The 18,692-nt window shown below is 43.3% G+C and carries 11 protein-coding genes and 1 pseudogene; 8 read left to right on the top strand and 4 right to left on the bottom strand.

Annotation, left to right across the window (positions count from 1 at the left end):
• Position 1: 1 nt before the first annotated feature.
• Both AB6811_RS04215 and AB6811_RS04210 read right to left on the bottom strand, forming a co-directional pair.
• Positions 2-481 carry a hypothetical protein gene (locus AB6811_RS04215; RefSeq protein WP_369489187.1) on the bottom strand — a complete coding sequence of 160 codons (480 nt, stop codon included), beginning with the start codon at positions 479-481 and terminating at the stop codon, positions 2-4.
• Between the two features lie 6 nt (positions 482-487).
• Complete coding sequence (locus tag AB6811_RS04210) at positions 488-1,636, bottom strand: proline dehydrogenase family protein (RefSeq protein WP_369489186.1); 1,149 nt, start codon at positions 1,634-1,636, stop codon at positions 488-490.
• Positions 1,637-1,758: 122 nt separating this feature from the next.
• Here AB6811_RS04210 and AB6811_RS13810 point away from each other — a divergent pair.
• From AB6811_RS13810 to gatD, 4 genes and pseudogenes are all read left to right on the top strand, one after another.
• A pseudogene (locus AB6811_RS13810) lies at positions 1,759-2,613 on the top strand (S41 family peptidase); the annotation flags it as partial.
• A 1,287-nt stretch (positions 2,614-3,900) separates the two neighbouring features.
• Positions 3,901-5,013, top strand: coding sequence for a S41 family peptidase (locus AB6811_RS13785; protein WP_439655711.1), 1,113 nt, complete (start codon positions 3,901-3,903; stop codon positions 5,011-5,013).
• A gap of 462 nt (positions 5,014-5,475) precedes the next feature.
• Positions 5,476-7,473: a Glu-tRNA(Gln) amidotransferase subunit GatE gene (gatE, locus tag AB6811_RS04200; protein ID WP_369489184.1), complete on the top strand. Its 1,998-nt coding sequence runs from the start codon at positions 5,476-5,478 to the stop codon at positions 7,471-7,473.
• Positions 7,474-7,498: 25 nt separating this feature from the next.
• A complete protein-coding gene (gene gatD / locus AB6811_RS04195; RefSeq protein WP_369489183.1) occupies positions 7,499-8,884 on the top strand; it encodes a Glu-tRNA(Gln) amidotransferase subunit GatD in 1,386 nt (461 codons plus the stop codon).
• 116 nt (positions 8,885-9,000) lie between these two features.
• Here gatD and lnt read toward each other — a convergent pair whose 3' ends face one another.
• Positions 9,001-10,623, bottom strand: a complete 1,623-nt coding sequence (gene lnt, locus AB6811_RS04190; protein ID WP_369489182.1) for an apolipoprotein N-acyltransferase — start codon at positions 10,621-10,623, stop codon at positions 9,001-9,003.
• Between the two features lie 101 nt (positions 10,624-10,724).
• Between lnt and AB6811_RS04185 the strand changes: the two genes are divergently transcribed.
• The 3 genes from AB6811_RS04185 to AB6811_RS04175 all read left to right on the top strand — a co-directional run bounded on the left by AB6811_RS04185 (position 10,725) and on the right by AB6811_RS04175 (position 14,797).
• On the top strand, positions 10,725-12,152 hold the full coding sequence (locus AB6811_RS04185; RefSeq protein WP_369489181.1) for an aldehyde dehydrogenase family protein: 1,428 nt from the start codon (positions 10,725-10,727) through the stop codon (positions 12,150-12,152).
• Between the two features lie 75 nt (positions 12,153-12,227).
• Complete coding sequence (locus AB6811_RS04180; protein ID WP_369489180.1) at positions 12,228-12,878, top strand: LysE family translocator; 651 nt, start codon at positions 12,228-12,230, stop codon at positions 12,876-12,878.
• Between the two features lie 128 nt (positions 12,879-13,006).
• Positions 13,007-14,797 (top strand): response regulator, encoded by a 1,791-nt coding sequence (locus AB6811_RS04175; protein ID WP_369489179.1) that lies wholly within the window; start codon positions 13,007-13,009, stop codon positions 14,795-14,797.
• Here AB6811_RS04175 and AB6811_RS04170 read toward each other — a convergent pair.
• On the bottom strand, positions 14,794-17,094 hold the full coding sequence (locus AB6811_RS04170) for a patatin-like phospholipase family protein (RefSeq protein WP_369489178.1): 2,301 nt from the start codon (positions 17,092-17,094) through the stop codon (positions 14,794-14,796). The two genes, AB6811_RS04175 and AB6811_RS04170, sit on opposite strands and share 4 nt — an antisense overlap.
• 172 nt (positions 17,095-17,266) lie before the next feature.
• On the opposite strand from AB6811_RS04170, the gene glmM reads away from it, so the two are divergent.
• Positions 17,267-18,646 carry a phosphoglucosamine mutase gene (glmM, locus tag AB6811_RS04165; RefSeq protein ID WP_369489177.1) on the top strand — a complete coding sequence of 460 codons (1,380 nt, stop codon included), beginning with the start codon at positions 17,267-17,269 and terminating at the stop codon, positions 18,644-18,646.
• Positions 18,647-18,692: the final 46 nt, after the last annotated feature.

Here is an 18,692-nt window from a genome sequence, read left to right as displayed (position 1 = left end):
ATTATGCTTTCGATAGTTGGTTAAGGGAACTCTCCATTTTTTGGTATTGCTCTGCTGTTAACGACACAACTGACACGGGAGGGTATTTCATGATCTTATTCCCCTTTTTTACATAAATGTGCAGCTGTTTTTTGGGCCATTTGTGGGTAATCTCATACTTGTAGAATTCAGAGTGTGGTATTTCCATCGATATCTTTTTACCACCCCAAGGACGTAGCTTGAAAGTTCGAATAACCAGCTTGTTGCCCTCATCGTTATATGAGACAAATGCAGCATCCATCCAAATAAAATACCCAAAAAACATAAGGTAAAGTATTACAACAATGGCTATCACCCATCCCTGGCTAATTCCAATACTACTCTCAATGTAATCGGGAATTGATGTTAAATACATTAATACAATAACAATTACCACCACTACCGCTAAAACAAGTTTCAGGGAGTGGATTCCATATACAGTATCCTGGTTATCGAACTTCATAATGTATCAATTTTCAAATTTGCGCCTATTGAGCTCTCTTAGAATGGCAAAACGCTGCTCGGTAAGAATATTTGGCAACGACGGGTCGAAGCCATAAAGTCTATGCATCCATCGTAATGTATCAGTTAAGTTACCGTGGGGTATAATTGTTGCAACATTATATCCCCTGTTGGCAAGGTTTAATGTTAAGGATTTTGCCATTCCGTAACGTTGCAAAAAGGTAACATTCTTATTGCTATACCCTACACCACATCCCTCCATAAGCGATGTAAGGTAAAGTATATTATCGGGGTTGTGGCTAATCAGTAATGCTGAAACATGATCGATGTTATTTAGCAGAAATTTAGTTACCTCATAAAACACTCGCTTGGTCTGATTAAAACCATGACAGCTAGAGTCGTTGTGGCTATTATCGACAAACTTTTTATTCACATACTCTGTGGTTAAATACTTGGCAATTGCAATACCAGGGGTAAAACCTTGGCTTGAGCCCCTTCTTACAAGGTCAACTATTCTGTTTTGTGAGTTAAGATGGCACAAATGGAAAAGTAAAAATACCGTTACTTTTTGGGTGTTATACCGTTGCATTAAGTCAATGGCTATTGCATGAATTGCTGAAAAACCTGCAAAATTGGCTGTATATAGGATTATCGATTTGTTATTTCTACTTGCAATTTCGCATAGCGTATCAACATAATCAGTAAATGATTGAAAAGCTTTCTTATCGACCTGATTCAAAAATCCATCGTTTGATACCAGGCTAAGAATGCGGGGTTCTATGTAATCGTCAACATTAAGAAAAAGGAATTCCAACCCCGGAATATCATATTTATCGTTGGCTAAATCCGATAACAAATTGACCGCTGAACCATTTCCGCTTGAAACTGGCAAAATGCAGGATAGAATTCTATTGTGAAAATTTTCGGTAGAAATTCCTTTTAGCTCATCTATGGAATTGTGGCTAAAAAATTGTTTTACTAAAAGTTTACCCGGAAAATCCCTAAAAATTTTTAACCTTTTGGCAAAAATTGAGAATAGAATTAAGGACTTTGCCAGCATTTTTTTGGAAAGAATGAAAAGAATAAAGGATTCGTAGCGGAGCGAGGCATTGCTTCTTCCTTCAAAAACAAGTTCAGTATTACTGAGCGAAAACATTATTTCATAATTTTATCTTCAAAATTATCAATTTTTAAATAAAACTAAACATTTTAAACCATTAACTGGATAAGCGGTTTAATTTAGAGTATGACTAAACGAACTTTTTAAAACATACCAAAATGAAATTCACTAAAATACTTTTCGCCTTAACTCTTGCGAGCATATCAATATCAAGCAGTTCCCAAGACCAAGTAGAATGGTATCGTTACCCAGCCATTTCGCCTAATGGAAAAACCATTGCATTTGTTTACAAGGGTGATATTTACACGGTTTCTGCCAGCGGAGGCGAGGCAGTAGCATTGACAGCTAACCCGGCACACGATTACCTACCGGTATGGAGTCACAACGGCGATTACATTGCCTTTGCCTCGAATAGGTATGGGAATATGGATGTGTTTATTGTACCATCCAGGGGTGGGGAACCCAAACGTTTAACCTACCATTCAGCCGATGAGTTACCCTACGCCTTTACAGCCGACGACAAGCATGTGCTATTCGGTGCCGCACGATACGACATGGCCTCCAGCCGCCTATACCCAACCGCATCGCAACCTGAACTTTATTCCGTTCCGGTCAACGGGGGCTTGGTAAATCAGGTTCTACCCGTTCCCGCAGAATGGGTATCGGTCTCAGGCGATGGGAAGCTTTTAGCCTTTCACGATAAGAAAGGCGGCGAGAATGAGTTTCGCAAGCATCACCTTTCTTCTATTGCACGCGATATCTGGATATACAACACCCAAACCCAGGAATACAAACAGATCACAAGCTATAAGGGTGAGGATCGTAATCCGGTTTTTGCTCCTGGCGATTCAGTAATTTACTTCATCCGTGAGGATAGTAATTTTAATGTATTCAAACTTTCACTATCCAACTCATCGGAGGTTAAGCAGGTTACCAACTTTACCACCCATCCGGTTCGTTTTTTAAGCGTCAGCCAAAACGGAACACTTTGCTTTGGCTACGATGGTTCCATATACACTATGGGTAATAATGGAATTAGCAATAAAGTAGAAATAAAGATAAATCGCGACTTCCAGCAGAACCCTGAGCAAACAGTAACACTTAGCGGAAACATACGCGAACTTTCCGTGTCGCCCGATGGCAAAGAGGTTGCTTTCATTGCACGAGGCGATGTATTTGTAACCTCGGTAGAGGGGGCTTTTACAAAACGAATAACCCAAACCCCTGAACAGGAAGGCTTTGTAGCCTTTACTCCCGATGGTAAAAGCCTGGTATATGCAAGTGAGCGGGAGGGCCGCTGGCAAATATTTAAAGCTTCGCGTGTTCGCCCGGAGGAACCCTTCTTTTTTGCATCAACCCTAATTAATGAGGAATTGCTGATTAGTAACGAACACGACAACTACCAGCCCCTCCCCTCACCCGACGGCAAAAAGTTGGCATACATTGAGGATAGAACAACCCTTAAGGTTTTAGATTTGGAAAGCAAATCAGCAAAAACATTACTCACATCAAAGGAACTATACTACATGAGCGATGGCGACCAACGCTTTTGCTGGAGCCCCGATAGCCACTGGCTCCTGGTTGAATACTCACCAACCATGTCCAACAACGAGATAATTGTCATACCCGCCGATGGTTCTGAACCTTTCAGGAATCTTACACAAAATGGTTACGACGATTTTACCCCTCGCTGGTCAAATGGTGGCAAGCAGGTTCTTTGGCTTTCAACTCGCGATGGGCTTAGAAGTTACGCCAATAGCGGTGAGCGTCAAAGCGATGTTTACACACTTTTCCTTACCCGCGACTCATGGGATAAATTCAGGCTTAGTAAGGACGAGTACAACTTGCTGAAAGCAATTGAGGATAAACAGAAAGAAGCTAAGCAACAAAAGGTTGACGATAAAAAGGGTAAAAAGGATAAGGATAAAAAAGATAATGAAAAGGTTGACAGCTCATTGAAGTTCGACTGGGAAGGCTTTGAGTATCGTTCAGCACGCCTGACCACATCCTCAGCCGATATTGCCGATGCCCTACTGAGCAAGGATGGCGAAAACCTTTACTACCTTGCCCGCTACGATAAGGGTTACAACCTTTGGTCGATGAACATCCGTGAGAAAGAGGCAAAAATCCTTGTTGAGATGGATGTTGATTATGCTAAGCTTTACTGGGATAAGGACGAAAAAAACATGTTCATGCTTGCCGATGGCAAAATCTATAGGGTTGATGTAGACAAGGGTAAACGGGAAGCATTAAAAATAGCAGCAGAGCTTACAGTTAACACCGATGCCGAAAGGCAAGCCATGTATGAACATGTGGTTATCAGAACCCGAAAAGGGTTTTACACTACCACATACCATGGCATTGACTGGAATTTCATGGCAGAGCACTACCGGAAATTCCTCCCCCATATAGGAAACGGTTTTGAGTTTGCAGAGCTGCTCAGCGAACTGCTTGGCGAACTTAACGTATCGCATTCAGGTGCACGCTTCTACCTCAACAACCCCAATGGTGACCAAACCGCTTCGCTTGGTATTATACCCGATGTAACCTATCAGGGGCAAGGCATTAGGGTTGATGAGATTCTGCTTGGGGGGCCACTTGACCGTAAGGAACTAAACCTCTCTACACCCTTCATTATTACTGCAATTGACGGGAATACCATTGGAACCGATAAGGATTGGGCATACTACCTGAATCGAAAAGCCGATAGGTATATTCTACTCACCCTTACAGAACTAAGCAATGGAAAGGAAAGACAGGTTACAGTGAAACCTACAAACCTATCCCAGGAGTCCCGATTGCTATACCGCCGTTGGGTTAAGCGTAACGCCGATGAGGTAGAAAAGTTGAGCAAGGGCATATTGGGTTACGTCCATATTCCCGGGATGAGCGATGGCCCATACCGCAATATTTATGGCGAAATGATGGGAAAGTATTACGACAGGTCAGGCGTAGTGGTTGATACCCGTTTCAATGGTGGTGGCGACCTGGTTTCGGATTTGGCTATGTTTTTTACCGGCACTAAGTTTATCACATACCATAACCACGTTCGCGAACTTGGCTCCGAGCCAACTTTCCGGTGGACAAAACCAACTGTAGCACTTGTAAACGAAGCAAACTACAGCGATGGTAGTTGCTTTGCCTGTGGCTACAAGCAATTGGGCATTGGGAAACTTATAGGAATGCCTGTTCCTGGCACATGTAGCTTTGCTGGTTGGGAAACACTTCAGGATAATCAAATCCGCTGGGGTATGGTACCGGTCAGTGCCAAAGATATGTATGGTGTTTGGATGGAAAATGTTGAAGCAATTCCCGATTACGTGATAATGAATGAACCATCAGTTGCACCTAAGGGACGCGACCAGCAACTCGAAAAGGCCATTAAAACTTTAATGGAAGCAACTGTAAAGTAGTGTTTCAATCTTTCTAAGTGATTTGGCTCAGGCTATGCCTGAGCTTTTTCGTTTCTAGACCGCTGCTGTCCCATCGAAATTCATTAGGGTAAACTTCATTGCCACACCTTTTTAAGCCTGCACTTTATTTGCTTTTAGCATAAAAAAACCGCCCCTTTTGGGGCGGTTGATTTTTTTAGATTGGATTTTGGTTTGGTTTTAGATTACATTTTGAATGGTTTCAAAATAATTGCAAAACCAGAGAAAAACATTTAACTAGCATCAAACACTATGCCACTAGCAATCATTTCAATTTAAAATTCCGATAAATCATCAACAAAAAACCACTAAAAAGTTAATTTTCTGTTACTTAATAATTATACGCAATTTTTCTAGCAATCACATTGCACTGATAAATCATTTGGAAATTCCTAGCAGTTTTTTAACTTAGAAGGCTGTTAACCAACCCACACCTAAACCAAAATGGCCAAAAAACAAACGCCCGGTAAGCATTTCGACCCACAAAAGAACTACCGGGAAACCATGAAGGCTATTGGCTATGTAACCCGAGCCGAGGCCACCCCTAAGGATTATGAACGCATTGGATTCAAATCGGGGCTTGAAGTTCATCAGCAACTCAAAACCAAGCAAAAACTATTCTGCCGCTGTCCGGCAGGCATTTACCACGACGATAATGACTACCATGCGGAAATTATTCGCCATATGCGACCAACCCTCAGCGAAATGGGCGAATACGACGGTACTGCCCTTATGGAGTTTAAAACCCGAAAGGAGATTGTTTACCGCATAAACAACAAAACCACCTGCACTTATGAAATTGACGACACGCCTCCTTTTCCCATAAACCGAGAGGCGCTGGAAATAGCTCTTGAAATATCATTGCTTTGCAAGTTCAACATTGTGGGCGAGGTTCACATTACCCGTAAGCAATACCTGGACGGCTCCATCCCAACCGGATTCCAACGAACCGCCATTCTGGGTGTTGAGGGTCAGATTCAGCTAAAGAATAAAAAGGTTGGACTAATCCAGCTCAGTATTGAGGAAGATGCCTGTCGTGAAATCTCAGATGTTGGGCATCGTCGCATATACAAAACCGACAGGTTGGGCATGCCGCTAATTGAAACCGTTACGCATCCTCAGTGCCTTACTCCCGATGAGCTCCGCGAGGCTGCTGACTATATTCGGTTTCTGAACCGTAGTACCGGCAAGGTTCGTACTGGTATTGGTGCTGCACGACAGGACACAAACGTAAGCTGCGAGGGTGGAACACGTGTGGAAATCAAGGGAGTTTCGCATAACAAGTGGCTACCAATGCTTTCGCATAATGAGTGTTTCAGACAGTGGGCGCTACTCCACATCAGAAAACTGCTTTTGGAGCGCTTGCCATCGCCCGAAAAGTGGGTAATGCGCCATATTGAAATCGACCCCTACTCACAAGGAATTGAGCATGCGGTTGCAAATAGGTTTGCCGATATGGGTTACAAGGTTGTAGCAATTGCCCTTCCGGCATTCCATGGCATACTCTCGCATTTCACCCAGCCAGGAAAGTGCTTCACCAATGAACTAGCTGATAGGCTCAAGGTTATAGCCTGCATTGAACGACCCAACATCACCAGTAATGAGGATTTGGAAATTCCGCTTTCTGAAAGCGACACTACACGTTTAGCATCGCTGCTCAAAGCCTCACCCGACGACGCAATTGTACTTATTTGGGGCCCCGCCAACGATATCCCAACAGCTATTGAAACCATTGAGGAGCGATGCCGCATGGCCTTTGAGGGGGTTCCACGCGAAACCCGCCGCCCGCTTACCGATGGAACAACCATTTTTGAACGCGTTCTACCCGGTGCCGACCGCATGTACCCCGATACCGACTCAGCCCCCATTCCTCTGGACGAGGCCTATATTGAAAAATTGCGTGAGCGATTACCTGTCGACATCTGGCGCCGTTTCCAACAGCTTGCCCAAATGCAAATTCCTGAGGATGCCCATCCCTTCCTGTTAAGGCGAAACCTGGTTCCGGTTATCGAGGAAATTGTTGGGTTGGGATTCCCTTCGCGCTATGTAGGTTCACTGCTTGGGCATAAGCTGAAACGAATTGAAGGGAAATACCCTAAACATAAGGATTTTAACTACTCCCGAATTGTAGAACTATTCCGTTTCATTAAAGAGAACAAGCTGCATCACTCCATAGCTAAGCTTATGCTTCCGGTTGTTTACCAGTACCCCAACATGGATTTCAACTCGGTACTAACCAGTATCAACTTCAAGCGAAAGACCGAGGAAGAACTGCTTGCTCCTGTAGATTACCTCATTGAAAAATTCAAGGAGATAAAGATTGCCAAAAAGGATAAGCCGGAGAATGCTATAAATTGGGTAATGGGACAGCTGCATAAGCAAGCACTGGGGAATGTTGACCCTGCCGTATTGCACTCAAGGATAAAGCAACGAATTAGCTAAAAACTCAATGAATAACCAAAAGATTATGGAAGATATTTTTCAGGGATATAAAGGCCGTGCGCTTGAAGTTCTAAAAAAGTTCAACGTTAGGGTTTGGGGAAAAGCCATCATTGAAACTACCCGAGGTGAGTTTCAGGGTACTGTTTTACCCCGTGCCGAAAACGACGATGACACTCACATTGTGCTAAAGATAGCAACGGGTTACAATATCGGCATCGACATTTTTACAATTAAAGCCATGAAAGAGGTGGGGTACTACAAGGCCACCTATAAAATTCCAGAAAAGGAGTTTCCATACACCCCTAACCTTCCCAAGGTTAAGCTGCTGGGAACCGGAGGTACTATTGCATCGCGACTCGATTACCGAACTGGAGCTGTAATACCAGCATTCTCGCCTGGCGAACTATACGGCGCTGTACCCGAACTAGCCGATATTTGCAACCTATCAACAGAGAAGTTATTTGCAGTATTTAGTGAGAACATGGGCCCAGAGCAGTACAAGGCACTTGCAATAGCCATTGGCAAAGAGATTGAAAACGGGATTGATGGAATAATAATTGGTCATGGCACCGACACCCTTAGCCATACTGCAGCGGCACTCACCTTTATGGTTCAAAACTCACCAATCCCCATTGTACTGGTTGGCTCCCAGCGAAGTAGCGACCGCCCCAGCAGCGATGCAGCGCTTAACCTGATGCATGCTGCATACACAGCAGGCCATTCCGATATTGCCGAGGTAATGGTATGTATGTTTGGCCCCACCTCCGACGAGTACGGATTCCTTCACAGGGGCACAAGGGTACGTAAAATGCACTCCTCGTACCGCAGCACCTTCCGTACCATTGGCGATACGCCGCTGGCAACCGTTAGCCTAAAGGATGGCGTTAAACCCATTAAGGACACCTACAACCACCGCCGTAAGGACAGAAAAGCCAAAATACTTCCCTACTTTGAAGAAAAAGTATCGATAGTGTACTACTACCCAAATATGAAACCCGATATTATCGACTCATTGGTCGATAATGGATATAGGGGTATAATAATTGCCGGGACAGGACTTGGCCACGTTAACAAACCTCTATACCCCGCCATTGAGCGGGCTAAAAAGAAGGGTGTTCACATGTTCATGACCGTTCAAACCCTTTGGGGGTATGCCCACATGTACGTGTACGACACCGGTCGCGACCTGATGGCCAAGGGAATCATCCCCGCCGAGAACATGCTCCCCGAAACTGCCTACATCAAATTGGGTTGGGTGCTTGGCCAAACCGATGACCCCGAGGAAGTGAAACGCCTGATGCTTACCCCCATTAACGATGAAATTACCCCACGTGAACCCTATAACGGCTACCTCATTTACCAAGGTGGCGTACCAGAGGTTGAGGAATTCATCAGGAAATTCAGGAAGTAGGCAAGGTTATGATTAATACACAATAGCCCAGGCTTGATGGGCTGTCACAAATTTTAGCCATTTTGTACCTCGGGAATATTTCCCCCTTTGGCCTAAGTAATATAGTTTGCCCTTTATTACAACTCCTGTTCCTTCCTTCGCATCAGGAACCTTGAAATACCGTAGGCAAACGAGAGCAAAGCCATAAACGCTGATATATTTCCTATATAATCGCCATGACGGGAATAGTAGGTTGAATCATTATTGGCATATACGGAACCCTTTATTACTCCCCGCTTCCACCAGCCAAGGGAATCAACAACCTCGCCGCGCTGGTTTATGATGGCCGATATACCGGTATTGGCTGAACGGGCTATTGAACGGCGCATCTCAATTGCGCGAATGCGAGAGAACGATAAGTGTTGCCTGTAGCCCGGTGTATCGCCCCACCAACCATCGTTTGTAATCACAAAGAGTAGGTTTGCCCCATTTTGCACATAACCTGCCACATACTCCCCAAAAACCGATTCGTAGCAGATTATCGGCCCTACGCCACACTTGCCATCGGTTGAACGGAAAACACCTCTATAGGGCTGGGTGCCTAAACTCCCGGTAATCCCACCTAAATCGATTGAAAGTTTCTCAAGAAACTTAAGGTATTGCGGGTAGGGCATCATCTCAACCCCAACCACTAACTTCGATTTGTGATAAATGGGCAAATTGAACAAAGTGTCGACCTGAATGGCTGAGTTATACCTATCGTAGTAGTATCTTTCATCGTAAGGCAGCTTTCGTGCAGTATGCGATAATGGCTCGTTCGGCTCATATAGTTTGAGAGATACCAAACCGGTTATCCACATCACCCTGGGATGCCTATCAACAAAGGCTTTCAGCCTTTTTACACTCTCGTTATCCGCCAGCTGATGCTCCCAAATACGGTCGTCGATGGCCGTTTCAGGGCATACCACATAGCGAATGGTACTGTCAATGTTCTCTTCAGCAAGATTAAGCATGATATCCATTTGCTGCTCATTAGTTAACCCGCTAAACTTTTCGTTGTAGGGATCAATGTTGGGTTGAACAATGAGCACATTCACTTTTTCGCCCTTCTCCTCGTGGTTAAAGTAGATGTAAAGCGACAGAGCAAAGGGGATTGTAAAAAAGAGCAGAACATCGGAAAAGAACCATGCAATGCGACCATAAATTCTGTCGCGATAAGCGGTTATCTGTGAAAGAATAAAAAAGTTAACCACTAAAATCCAAAGGGAACCGCCCAACACACCTGTGTACTCGTACCACTGGATTACCATAGGATGATTACCTAAGCTATTGCCAAGGGTTAGCCATGGCCAGGTTATTTCGGAATTATGAAAAAACTGCTCCCAGGCAATCCAAAGAGTTATAAACGCAAAAGCACCAATGGTTTTACTCGTATTTATATGAATGAAATGGTAAATACTGAAAACAGTGGTCATTAGCATAGCAGTAATGAAAACAGCCAACACGGCTCCAATTGCAGTAGCATTATATATCCACCATGTAGCTAAAATATTCCAGGTGAAAAAAGAGAGGTATACATACCTAAATATTTTCCAAAAACCAGCTTTTTGCTCAACCAGCCTATAGTATGACACAAAGAGGGGAACAAACGCAAAAAAAATGGTGTAGCTGGGTAAACCCTCATACCATGGGAGCGCTAAAAGCAACCCCGAAAGAAACATCAGAAATAAATTGGATTTAAACAGATTTTTTAGCTGCATGGTGGATGTTGTTTTAAAAACCATGTGTAAAGATAAACGATTTGCCGTTCGAACTAATCCATTTAAAGCTATTTTTGGGTGAAATTTAAAACTTGCTAGCTATGGCTTTACCCGAAATATTCCCATACATTGGGGGTGAATTCATTTCCACAAATGAGACTTACCAAGTTCATTGTCCTTGGGACAATTCTCCCATTGCCAAGGTTCATCTTGCAGGAGAGAAAGAACTTGAACAGGCAATACTGCTTGCACAGCAAGCGGAGCGCCCAATGGCTGAGTTGGCTGCCTATGAAAAATACGAGATTTTAATGCAAATTGCTCATGGGATAAAGGGAAAGCGCGATGATTTTGCTAAAACACTAGCCTTGGAGGCTTGTAAACCCATTAAACTTGCCTATGGTGAAATTGACAGGGCTATACAAACATTTATTATTGCAGCCGAAGAAGCCAAAAGGCCGCCTGCAGAGCTCATACGTATCGATTGGACACCGCAAGGGAAAGGCAAAGAGGGACTGGTAAAGTACTTTCCTATTGGGCTAATTGCAGGTATAGCACCATTCAATTTCCCCCTGAACCTTAGCGTTCATAAAATAGCACCCGCTATTGCGGCTGGTTGTCCAATTATTTTAAAGCCAGCCCGTTCAACTCCCCTATCGTCACTAAAACTTGCAGAGGTAGTGAGTTCCACTTCGCTTCCCAAGGGTGCGCTATCTATACTACCCACTAACCGCGAGGTTGGTAACAAGCTGGTAACCGATCCTAGGTTTGCCTTACTATCCTTTACCGGTTCGCCACAGGTTGGTTGGAAAATGAAAAGCCAGGCTGGTCATAAGCGCGTGGTGCTTGAACTTGGTGGCAACGCAGGTGTAATAGTAACTCCATCTGCCAACCTTGAACAGGCCGTTACCAAGTGCCTGAGCGGAGCCTTTGCCTATGCTGGTCAGGTATGCATTCACACCCAGCGTATATATGTACATCAATCGGTTTTCACAGCCTTTTCCGAAAAGTTCATACAAGGCGCTGTAAAACTAAAGAATGGGAACCCGTTGGACACCGACACCGACATTTCATCAATGATTGACGAGGAAAATGCAATTAGAGTAGAGGAATGGGTGAACGAAGCGGTTGAGGCTGGCGCTAGACTATTGCTCGGGGGTAAACGCCAGGGCTCATTTTTCCCGCCCACAGTTCTTACCAACACCACCAGCAGCATGAAGGTTTGCGCCCAGGAGGTTTTTGGCCCTGTTGTTACACTTGAACCCTACACCAATTTTCACGAAGCAGTAAACCTCATAAACCAATCGGAATATGGGTTGCAGGCAGGCATTTTCACCAATCAGCTCGATGAAATGAATTTTGCATTCAATGAGTTACGTGTTGGCGGCGTAATTATTAACGATGTCCCAACCTTTAGGGTAGACCATATGCCATACGGTGGAATTAAAAACTCAGGCTTTGGGCGCGAGGGAGTCAAGTATGCCATGCTCGAAATGCTTGAGCCAAGGCTTTTAGTAAAAAATACGCTTTAGTTTAACACTATTTCTCAATTCCCAAAACATAACGGTCAGTTATTTGCTAATTATTGGTATATTTGCACCGCATCTATGAACGGAACTACCATGCTTTTAACCCTGCTAATCAAAGGAATGATTATAGGATTGGCTGCAAGCATACCGCTTGGGCCCATTGGGGTTATCTGCGTACAACGAACTATCAACAAGGGTAAAATTAGCGGTTTCCTTTCTGGTTTAGGCGCAGCCACTGCCGATACCCTTTTTGCTGCCATTGCAGGGTTTAGCCTTTCGTTCATAATCAGCTTTCTGGAAGAACGACAAACAATTATCGAACTGATTGGCGGAGTTATTGTAGTTTTACTTGGTTTAAAGATTTTCGCTACAAATCCAATTTCGCAGCTTAAACGGAACAAACGCAAAAAGAGCAATTTGCTTGAAGACTTTATGTCGGTTCTTCTACTAACTGGCTCCAATCCTCTCGCCGTTTTCTTTTTTATAGCCCTTTTTGCCACAGCGGGAGTAATTAGCCACGACCAAAGTATATGGGTGAACCTAATAGCGCTCGCTGGAGTTTTCCTTGGCGGTGCTCTCTGGTGGTATATACTTACATCTACCGTAAACTACTTTCGCAGGCACTTTAGGCTAAAGCAACTCTGGTGGATCAATAAAATTTCGGGTGCTGTAATTTTCACCCTAGGAGGCCTTGCCATTTTAAACGTAATCCACAAGGTGTTCTTTTAACACCGCTACCAATCTCTCAAAGTTTGGCTTTTCGAATTTTTGTGAAAACTTGAACTGAATTATATTAGCCTATTAATTCAAAATATTGCTATATTTGGATTGTTGATTTAATTGAAAAATCATTTCAGATGAAAATAGCCAATAAACTCATAGAGGTTTTATCGTTTGGTGTTGAAACAAACAAATCGAAAGATTTTGCCGATAAGATTATACAGCTTAACCTTATTGCTATTCCTTCACTGCTCATTTTCATAATCCTAGCCATTGCATCGCTTAAATCATCTATACCTGTTTCAATCCTTAATTTTTCTACATTTTTCGTAGCTCTGGTTTTACTTTTTATGCTTTACCGCTCAAACCGCTTTGGCAGTATTGGGCTTGGCATTTCTTACATTTTTGCTATAGGAATTTTGGTTAATATACTTCTGGGTTCAAACAACCTTATGCTGCTTGCAGTTACAATGTTATTACCCCTGATGTTTTTTAGCTCTACTACATTCAATAAAGCATCGGTGATACTTGTAGTATTTACAGCATTACTCACCATAGTTCTTTTTATCCTACCTTTTATTGGCTTACCCAACGAAAATATTTTTTATGAAAACCGTTATTTCATTAGCGTTGGATTTATTGTTTACCTAACCGCTCTATCGCTGCTTTGGTTCATCAGAACTAAACAATTACAAGAGTTGGAAAGAAAAAGCATTGAACTTCAAAATGACATAAAAAAACGAACCGAGAATCTTGCCAAGCTTTCGCACGACATAAGAACACCGCTCAATAACATTGTCATAATTTCAAACATACTGTCAAACCAAATTCAGGAAGAGAAGCTCAAGGATATGATTGATACCATTCAAGCTTCATCAAATAACCTTATGAGCACCCTGAACAGTATGATTGACCTATCCATAAGCGAGATGCCAAAAGACTCCGATGTACTCGTGCCATTCGACCTTCAAAATACGGTAAACAACACATTCCGCCTCTTTTCAACCCAATCGGGCACTGTTAGTTTTTCCTTTAAGTATGACGAGCGCCTTCCCAAAAACCTACTTGGCGACCCCGTTAAGCTAAAGCAGATTTTCCTAAACATTGTGGAGAGTATCATTAAAAACAAAAGTAGCCAAAAGGTAATACTTGATATTAAGATCAATAAAATGCAGGAAGCCGGCGATGGAATTGACATTTATACTGAAATCAAAACAAACACCCCATTACTCCTGCACCATGCCGATGGTGTATCGTCAACTACCCTAGCCGATAGCTCAACCGCACTGAGTAACCAGGTATTTATTGAGATGCTCGACCTAAAAATTGCAGCCAAGCTTATTCGTGAAAATGGGGGCAAACTAAATGTTAAGCTAACATCGCAGGAATCACAAATAAACTTCAACATCAGGCTACTTAAAGTTCCCACATCGCTAAAAGAAGAAATCCAACAACCTGAGGGCAAGGGGAAAGGTGTTGATGAAACCGTACCCGTAACTTCTGAAATTAGCAAGGCTGAGAAGTTGCCCACATCGGATGTAAGCTTAGAAAACGCTAATGTTTTGCTGGTTGAGGACAACCTAATTAACCAGAAGATTGTATTACTTAGCCTTAAAAAGCTGGTTAAAAATATTGATGTAGCAGTAAACGGCAAAGAGGCATTGGATAAATTTGGGACCAGCAAGTACGATATCATACTGATGGATGTTCAAATGCCAATCATGAATGGCTACACGGCAGCTAAAAAGATTCGGGAAATTGAGGCAAGCACAAACTCGCACACCCCTATTATTGCCATAACTGCTAATGCACTCATGGGCGACCGGGAAGAATGTTTAGCCGCCGGAATGGACGATTACATCAGCAAACCTTTCCAGATTGAAGTGCTAATCCAGAAAATGCGCAACCTGCTCGAGGCAAACCGTTAGTTATCAAAAACCCTTGGGTTAAACAACGAGTATCCAAACGACAAATTAAAAAAGAAATTTTTGCCCTTGTTTCTGGGGTAATGCGATACCGATATTGTTACTGGGCCTACCGGAGAATTATAAATTACCGAGGCCGACATCAAATACTCCCTGCTTTTAAAGGCATCGCCGTAGTAGGCTAAACCATTGCTATCGGCCAATATGGCTTTATAAGGCTGATAAACAAAAGCATCGAATCGGAAACTCACATTACTGCCAAAATCAACAATCGGCGATAAACCCAAAGCAACATACTTGTTTGAACGAAGCTCCTTTAAAAACAATATTCGCGAATGCGGGGTTGGCGAGAACTGGTTCATTGATAGAATTGTTGCCCAGTAATTATCGAAAAATCGTTGCGACGACCAGTAACCGTCCAGGTAAAGGCCAAGCCAGAAAATCTGTCCAAATATCCTATGGTAACTCTCATTGTGAAGGTATGCAGTGATAAACGATTGATAATCGTCAAATTCCGACAGTTGCATGGCAGTTGTACCGGGTTTATGAATTTGGTGTCCGTAGTACCCCGATAACGATACTAGCTGATGTCGCCCCCGATTGGCATACTGCTTATGGTTCAGGGTATTTTTTTCCAGCCTAATTCCACCCTTCAAGAACCGGAAACGGGTTTTATCGGGAATATCGAATGAGTAGTAGTTTTCGGTTTGGTAATACTCATCCAGCTTTTCACCACTCGTTATAAACATTGATGTGTTCAGCGCACTTGTATGGCTAAAGCGCAATGCGATAGTGGCAAAGGTCTCTTCCTGAATGGCATAGGCAGGTTTCACATCCTCAAAAAAAGGAACCGGATTACCGCTATGGTAATCGTAACGGTTGGCTACAAGGGTCGAAACCAGCGAGATTGGTATTCGCGACGGGAAGGTTTTCATGGCTGTTAGCCTTGCGCTACTGTGAAATTTTCCGAAATAAATATTGCCGTACAGGGTATTCGATGTCCTGGTTAACCAGTTGTGGGTAACGGAAAAAAAGCCCTCATTGCCAATATCTGATGAAAGGCTCAGACCTAAACCAAGACTGGGGTACCGGTTAAGCGTGGCTTGCATTTTCACATCAAAAAGTCCGCTATTCCTATCGTAAACGAACTGGGGTTGAAGACGAGTAAACACTTTATCGGACATTAACCGGTAGTAGTTAACCTTAAACCTATCAAAGGTAATAATGCTGAACTTGTTTATTAACACCTTGTCGATATACTTTTGCTGCTTAGGATTCAACCCCAAAACGCTTATTTGCGATATGTATAATGGTGGAAGTTTTTCACGAAACTTTTTGCGGGCATGGGTAAGGCTATCGAGGGGGACCCTACGGTAAACCTTAGCCTTAATACTATCCATTAGGTTAATTGCAGATTGGTACCCTAAACCAACAATCTCATCAACCCTTTCAAAATCTAAAAGGCTAACGTTTGACAATCGGGTGTCAATAACAATCCCTATAGAATCGGGAATATCATAGTTGGTCATACCTACAATCATAGCCTCGAGCTGCTCAAAGGGGTCGTCGTCCGAGGGGCTTTTAGAGTCGTTAGCCACCTTGCTACCAATAATGAAATCGGGCGAAAACTCCTTTAAGGCCTCAGGCCACATGAAGTTGTTATAGATTCCCCCATCGAAAAGTAGTAAACTATCAACATAAATAGGCTTAAAGTAAAGCGGAAAAGTCATTGAAGTCCTAATGCTTCTACCTAAGTCGCCATTTCGGAAATAAACAATTTTTTTACTAACCACAACGGAGGCGTTGCACCTAAAGGGCACAAAAAGGTTATTGAAATCGCCCCCTGAAACGGCAGTACCCTGAGCAAAAAGTTCATCAAAGGCAATATCCATCCCAACGGTGGGGATGAAACTCGATGCAACCTTGGGCTTTATGCCCTTTGATGTGAGCATAAGCCCAACACTAAGATTTTCGGCATCGGTTAACGAGAAATCGTTAATGTTGTACTTGAGCGATTCCCCTATTATACCCTTGCTCCAGTTGTAAAAGTCGCGTGTTTTAAACTTTTCAACCATCTCATCGGGGGAATAACCCATGGCATAAAGGCCGCCAATTATGGCACCCATCGAAGTACCCGAAACGTTATCGATTGGAATTCCGTTTTCCTCCAGAGCTTTAATAACCCCAATGTGGGCTAACCCCTTTGCTCCGCCACCGCTTAAAACCAGGCTCACCTTTTGGGCAAAAAGCCCATTTGAAAATAGAAGAATTAACAGAATAATTACTTTTAATCGGCCCATGGCTAACTCAAATACATGCTATTCCCAAATTTAATTATTTTTTGACTGCTCTTCAAAACCAAGCAAAACAAATAACGCAAGCATAACATATTTTAGCAAAACACAAGTAAGGTAAGATATCCCCCCTACATACAACTATTTTTCTAACTTTGCGCTACAAATTCAAACCAAAATGGCTCTCATTAAATCGATATCAGGAATACGCGGAACTATAGGCGGTGGAGTTGGTGAAAACCTTACCCCTATTGATATTGTCAGGTTCATATCGGCATATGCCGAGTGGTTGAAACAACGTAATAATGGTAAGCGTTGCAGGGTTGTAGTAGGTCGCGATGCGCGCATTTCAGGCGAGATGGTTAACAATTTGGTAGTTGGAACACTCATGGGATGTGGAGTAGATATACTTAACCTTGGACTTGCCACAACGCCCACTGTTGAAATGGCGGTAATACATGAGAAAACCGATGGGGGAATTATTCTAACTGCTAGCCACAATCCCCGTCAGTGGAACGCCCTCAAGCTACTAAACGAGAAAGGCGAATTCCTTTCGGACACCGATGGCAGAAAAGTTCTTGAAATAGCAGATAGCGAAAACTTTTCATTTGCCGATATCGACAACCTTGGCGTAACCAACGAAGAGTATTCCTACATAGACGAACACATTGAGCACATTATCAACCTTAAATACGTTGATATTGATGCTATTGGCAAAGCAAACTTTAGGGTTGCAATTGACTGTGTCAACTCTGTTGGCGGAATAGCGCTACCACGGCTACTAAAAGCCTTAGGTGTAAAGGATATCATTGAGCTGTATACCGACCCCACTGGCGATTTTCCGCACAACCCCGAGCCGCTTCCCGAACATTTAACAGAGATATCACAGGTGATAAAGGAACGCAAAGCCGATGTGGGCTTTGTGGTAGACCCCGATGTGGATAGGCTTGCCATTATTAATGAGGATGGCACTATGTTTGGCGAGGAGTACACCCTTGTTGCTTGTGCCGATTATGTACTTAGCCAGAAACCCGGTAACACGGTATCGAACCTGTCAAGCACTGCCGCCCTGCGCGATATCACCCTTAAATACGGCAAGGAATACTTTGCCTCCGCGGTAGGCGAGGTAAACGTGGTTACCAAAATGAAAGAGGTAAACGCTGTTATTGGTGGCGAGGGTAATGGTGGGGTTATACTACCTGAGCTGCACTACGGTCGCGATGCCCTTGTGGGTATTGCATTATTCCTCACTCTGCTTGCAAAAAGCGGTAAAAAGTGTTCGGAGATTCGACAGCAATACCCTAACTACTTCATTTCAAAAAACAAGCTGGAGCTCAGACAGGGGTTAAATCCCGATGCGGTTCTTGAACGTCTCATGGCCAAATTTTCGAATGAGCAAATAAATACCATCGACGGTTTGCGCATCGACTTTGCAGAGGGTTGGGTACACATGCGCAAATCGAACACCGAGCCTATTATTCGAATTTATGCCGAAGCCAAATCGCCCAGTAAGGCTAACGAGTTGGCACAGCTAATAATGGATGAGGCTACAAAATAGATTTCCTATAACCTTGGTAAAAAAATAATGAACTCCGGCTTTGCCG

The organism is Tenuifilum sp. 4138str, from assembly GCF_041102575.1.
Taxonomy (GTDB): Bacteria; Bacteroidota; Bacteroidia; order Bacteroidales; family Tenuifilaceae; genus Tenuifilum; species Tenuifilum osseticum.
This window is presented reverse-complemented; position numbering and strand designations above follow the sequence as displayed.